4 protein-coding genes and 1 pseudogene are annotated in these 4,975 nt (G+C 57.3%); all 5 read right to left on the bottom strand.

Annotated features, from left to right (window positions below):
- Window positions 1-1,012, bottom strand: a 1,012-nt coding sequence (locus WCA53_RS31220) for a 2,3-butanediol dehydrogenase (protein ID WP_423920679.1), incomplete at its 3' end; no start/stop codon positions are given.
- Window positions 1,013-1,071: 59 nt separating this feature from the next.
- A complete protein-coding gene (locus tag WCA53_RS31215; RefSeq protein ID WP_423920676.1) occupies window positions 1,072-2,040 on the bottom strand; it encodes an ABC transporter permease in 969 nt (322 codons plus the stop codon).
- Entirely contained in the window at window positions 2,037-3,020 is a 984-nt protein-coding gene (locus tag WCA53_RS31210; RefSeq protein WP_423920673.1) for an ABC transporter permease, read from the bottom strand. Before WCA53_RS31210 ends, WCA53_RS31215 begins: the two co-directional genes overlap by 4 nt.
- Entirely contained in the window at window positions 3,004-4,554 is a 1,551-nt protein-coding gene (locus WCA53_RS31205; protein ID WP_423920670.1) for a sugar ABC transporter ATP-binding protein, read from the bottom strand. The genes WCA53_RS31210 and WCA53_RS31205 overlap by 17 nt, the downstream gene beginning before the upstream one ends.
- A pseudogene (locus WCA53_RS31200) lies at window positions 4,551-4,975 on the bottom strand (sugar ABC transporter substrate-binding protein); the annotation flags it as partial. The gene WCA53_RS31205 and the pseudogene WCA53_RS31200, both read right to left, overlap by 4 nt.

Here is a 4,975-nt window from a genome sequence, read left to right as displayed (position 1 = left end):
CATCGAAACCTTTCGCAACGACATCGTCGGCATCGATCAGATCGTGAATTAGCTTCTCGACCGGAAACTTGCCGTTAGCGATCATTCCGATGATGCGAGGCCATATCGTGACGGGGTAGCACCAGGTGCCTTCGATGTGGATGTCCTTGAGCGACCATTTCATTGGATCGACAGTCGCTGTACCCACATGCAGACCAGCCTGTACAACCGCGCCAGCCGAACGCACGGCATCCACGCACGCATTCAAACCGTGCTGGTTTCCTGAGCATTCAATCGCGACGTCGACACCCACGCCCTCAGTGAGGTCGCGAATCTTTTGTGGCAACTCGCCATCTGTCGGGTCGAAAATTTCGGACGCCACGCCAAAACCTGCCATCTTCGCCGCCCTTGCCGAATTGGGCTCACTCACGAAAATTTGACTAGCACCTGCTGCATGGCAAGCCAGCGCCGCGAGCACGCCTATTGGCCCGGCACCCGTGATCAATACCGACGAGCCAACCGTCACTCCTCCCCTGTCCACCGCGTAAAGTGCAACGGCGGCCGGTTCGATCAGCGCACCTTGTTTGTCGCTGACGGAGTCAGGCAGCTTGTTCGCATGATAGTCATTGATGACTGTGTATTCCGCCATGCCGCCTCCATCCCAGCTCAAGCCAACGCACGCCATCTTGACGCACAGGTGGCGCATTCCGCGGGTGCAGTAATAGCATTGCCCACATGACGCCAGTGGCATCACCGAGATGCGGTCGCCCGGCTGCACGTTCTTGACGTCCTTGCCGACCTCGAGGACCTCCGCGCTGAATTCATGCCCTAGCACTTGGGGCGCAGTTGCACCCGTCAGAGGATGAGGTTCCGTAGGCACGACGATGGGACCTGCTTGATACTCATGAAGGTCTGTACCGCAGATGCCACACCACATCGGCTTAACAATCATCTGATTGGCGCCCATGCCGCTCGGATCGGGAATGTTCTCGACCCGGATATCGTGTGCGCAGTGAAACCGAACTGCTCTCATGCTCAATCTCCTTTTTTGGCGGACGAATCCTTCATCGGTCGTCCGCGTCGTGAATGTCTTTATCGCGCGCGCCGGATCACGTAGCAGGCCGACGCGCCGATGATGATCAGGACCTTGACGATGATTTGTGCCTGCACCGGCATGCCAAGCAACAACACAATGTTGAAGACGATGATCAGGATTGCTGCGCCGACCAACCCGCCAAGCAACGACCCCTTGCCCCCTGACAGGGCGACACCCCCCATGACTGTCGCCACGATGGAATCAAGCTCGAAGCCTCGTCCCACCCAGTTATCGACGATGCCGACAAAGCCGGATAGCACAAGCCCCGCTAGTCCGGCCAGCATTGCGCTGACGACGTAGCATGCGATCCGGATGATGTCCGGGTTCACGCCAACCAGGCGCGCAGATTCGGAGTTCCCGCCAACCATGAACACGCGTCGTCCGAACGTCGACAAATGAAGCAAGACACCGAAGACAAGCGCCAGCACTGCGACGATCACCACATTGATTGGCATCCCGGCGAGGAACCCTGTACCCATTTCATGAAATATTGGAAGTACATTGCCCGACGGGGCACCTTGCGTGTAGGCAAAGCGGAGACCTTGCAACACGACGGCGGTCGCAAATGTTGCGAGAAACGGTGAAACCTGGCGCTTCGTGACCAGCAAACCGTTCAACAAGCCCGTGAGGAAACACATGCCTATCGTCGCTGCAAAAATTTTTGGCGCTGAGGCATTCGTCCCGTCAAAACAAGTCGCGATCACTGCAGCCGTTGCCATAACTGATGCGACTGATAAGTCCAGTCCACCGACGAGGATCACGAACACCTGCCCAATTACGACCATTCCAAGCGGGGCGAATTGCACCAGCATGTTGACCACATTGTCTTGACGCAAGAACGTCGGCGACAAAATGCCAGAGGCAATCACGAGAAGCGCAAAGAAAATGAAGATGCCGTACCGACGCGCAACGTTCAAGGAAATGAACTGCGACCATGCGGGCCGTTTCGGAACGACGGCGCTCATGCTGTCACCCGCTTGCGTTGCGTATTGACTGAAACCGCGATGATCACCGCAAGCCCTTGCACGATCAATTGATACTGTGAAGGGATGCCCGCGAAATTGATCAGATTGTTGAGAAGACTGAGCAGATATGCCTCGATCAACGTACCGACGACACCGCCTCGACCCCCTGTCAAAACAGTCCCGCCGACGACCACTGGCGTGATCGACGCCAAGGTGTAATTGACACCCAGGTAGGGCTGACCCGAGCCGAACTGAGCGGCGAGATAGATGCCCGTGAGACCCGCGCAGATCGCAGAGAAAACGTACACAAAAAGGATCACGCGTGTCGTCGGCACGCCGGACAAAGCTGCTGCGTGGTCGTCGTCGCCCACCATGTAAATGTAGTGACCGAAGCGTGTCTTTCGCATCATGACCGAGGCGACGAAGAACAGCAGCACGACGATCGTTGCAGTAACAGGGATGTTCAGGAACCGGCCATAAGCAACCGAATCAAACCCGTCCGGTACGCTGCCTGCGGGCCCCAACGAGTAATAAAGAACGCCTCCCTGCAGAACGGCTCCCATTCCCAGCGTGACAATCAACGGATGGACCTTCAGCCACAAGATAAGACACCCATTGACCACTCCGATTAAACCGGAAAGCAGGACTACGGCGATCACGGCAGTGGGCCAGCCACCATAAGGATTGTCGGCGAGACCTGACGTGAGCGTAGCTGCCACGCTGATGATGGATCCAACCGACAAGTCGATACCGCCAGTTAAGACCGCCAGCGTTTGTCCGAGCGAAACAAGCGCAAGACCGGTTGCCTGCTGGTGCACATTGAGCAAGTTGCCGACAGTCGAAAATCGGTCGCTGATAAGAGTGCCGGCTACAAGCAAGACGAACAGGAGAACGAGCACAACCCAAGCGGCTGCGTTGTGTGATAAATGGCGGCGCATTGACAGCGACCGACCGTTGTTCAAGCTAAAGAGCGCACTCATGCACGCCTCCTGTAGTGTGTGTCAGCGAGGTCGTTGCGAGTCGCATAATGTCGTGCTCGGTCATGGCGCTGCCAGTGAGCTCGCCATTAATACGGCCTTCGTGCATCACCAGCACCCGGTCGGACATACCGATGACTTCTTGGAGTTCCGAACTGATCATCAAGATCCCCAAGCCTCTTTCGGTCAGTTGCCGCATGACTCGATAAATTTCAGCCTTGGCGCCCACATCCACTCCGCGCGTTGGCTCATCGAGGATCAGCACACGCTTGCATACGCGGACCCAACGGCTGATCAATACCTTTTGCTGGTTACCGCCCGACAGCGTCGACACACTACCAGTGGGGCGCGCTCCGGCGATTGCGTAGCTTTTGATTGCTTCGTCAGCAGCGGACCTTTCCGGGCCACGCCGCATCAGGCCCAGCCGCGAGACCCTTTTGAGCGTCGTGGCCGTCACGTTCTCGGCTACATTAAGCAGCATCAGCAAGCCTTGTGATTTCCGGTCCTCCGTAACAAACCCGAGCCCGAGCCGGATCGCAATGGCGGGCGTAATGCGTGTTCGCTTGACGCCGCCAATCTTGACCATTCCACTTCGGGCAGGAAGAGCGCCAAAAATTCCAGACGCGAGTTCGGTGCGCCCCGATCCCACCATGCCGGCTATTCCCACGATTTCGCCTGCCCGCACCGACAATGATGCGTCGAACACCCTGTTGCCAACGCACAGATCGCTCACTTCCAAAAGGGTTGGCGCATTCACTGCCAGCGCCGGCTTAGGAGGGTAGATATCCTTCATCTCGCGTCCAACCATCAGGCGGACCAGCATGTCCCGGGTGGTGTCGGATACGTTGTGTGTCGCGACCTTCCGGCCGTCTTTCATGACCGTCACGCGATCACATAACGCGAAAATCTCGTCCAGCCGATGCGAGATATAGACAATTGCAACACCCCGCGCCCGCAACGCACGCACACGATCAAAGAGCAATTCCACCTCTCGCCCCGCGATCACCGCCGTCGGTTCATCCAGCACCAGCACTCGGGTCTCACTCGCCATCGCCTTGGCGATCTCAACCATCTGCTGGTCGGCGACGGACAAGTTGCCCACTCGCTCTCGCGGGTCAAGTTGCACGCCCAATTCCGTCAGCAACCGTTGTGCATCCCCGTTCATCGTTGCATGATCGAGCAATCCCAAACGGGTGCGCGGTTCAGCGCTGGCGAATATGTTTTCGGCCACGGTCGATTGTGGAAACAACACGAGTTCCTGATTTATGACGTGAATGCCGCGGCGCTTCGCGTCAGGTGCCGACTTCCACTGAACTACGCGTCCATCGAATCGGATCTCGCCCGCGTCGGGCGCATAAACCCCCGCCAGTACCTTAGTTAGCGTCGATTTTCCTGCACCGTTCTCTCCGACGAGCGCATGGATTTCACCCGCACGGACTCCGAACGACACCTGATCGAGGCTTTTCACGCCCGGAAATTCCTTTGTGATCTGGTGAAGTTCAATCAAATCTGTCGTGGCGACGTCACCGGCACTCATTTCTCACCTGGCAGCTTGACCTTGAAGGTGGACGGGTTGTAGCCCGGTCCCATGCCACCATCGATGATTTCGTCCGGAGGACCTTTGGCATCCACGATCTGATCGAAGTATTGGTCAGGGTGGGGTACTGATGCCGTTTCGTCTCCTCGGGTCAGCGCAATTTGCGGGCTGATTTCATAGATCTTGGGTAGGGACTGGCCAGCGAGGACCTTCAACGCGACATCGATCGCAGTACGTCCCATCGTCGGCGGATAGCCGATCTCGAGCATTGGAATTTTGTATTGCAGTGCGAGTTGAAGCGGACCATTGAGGTCGGCTGTTGTATGCGGAGGGATCTCGCCCGCCTTGAATCCTGCAGCAACGAAGGCATCGATCGAACCCGCGACCGGCAGTCCGTGCGCACACCAGACGGCATTAATCG

It is taken from the genome of Caballeronia sp. (assembly GCF_049581465.1).
In the GTDB taxonomy this organism is placed as follows: domain Bacteria; phylum Pseudomonadota; class Gammaproteobacteria; order Burkholderiales; family Burkholderiaceae; genus Caballeronia.
The sequence above is the reverse complement of the archived record's forward strand: the minus strand, read 5'-3'. Positions and strand labels throughout refer to the sequence as shown.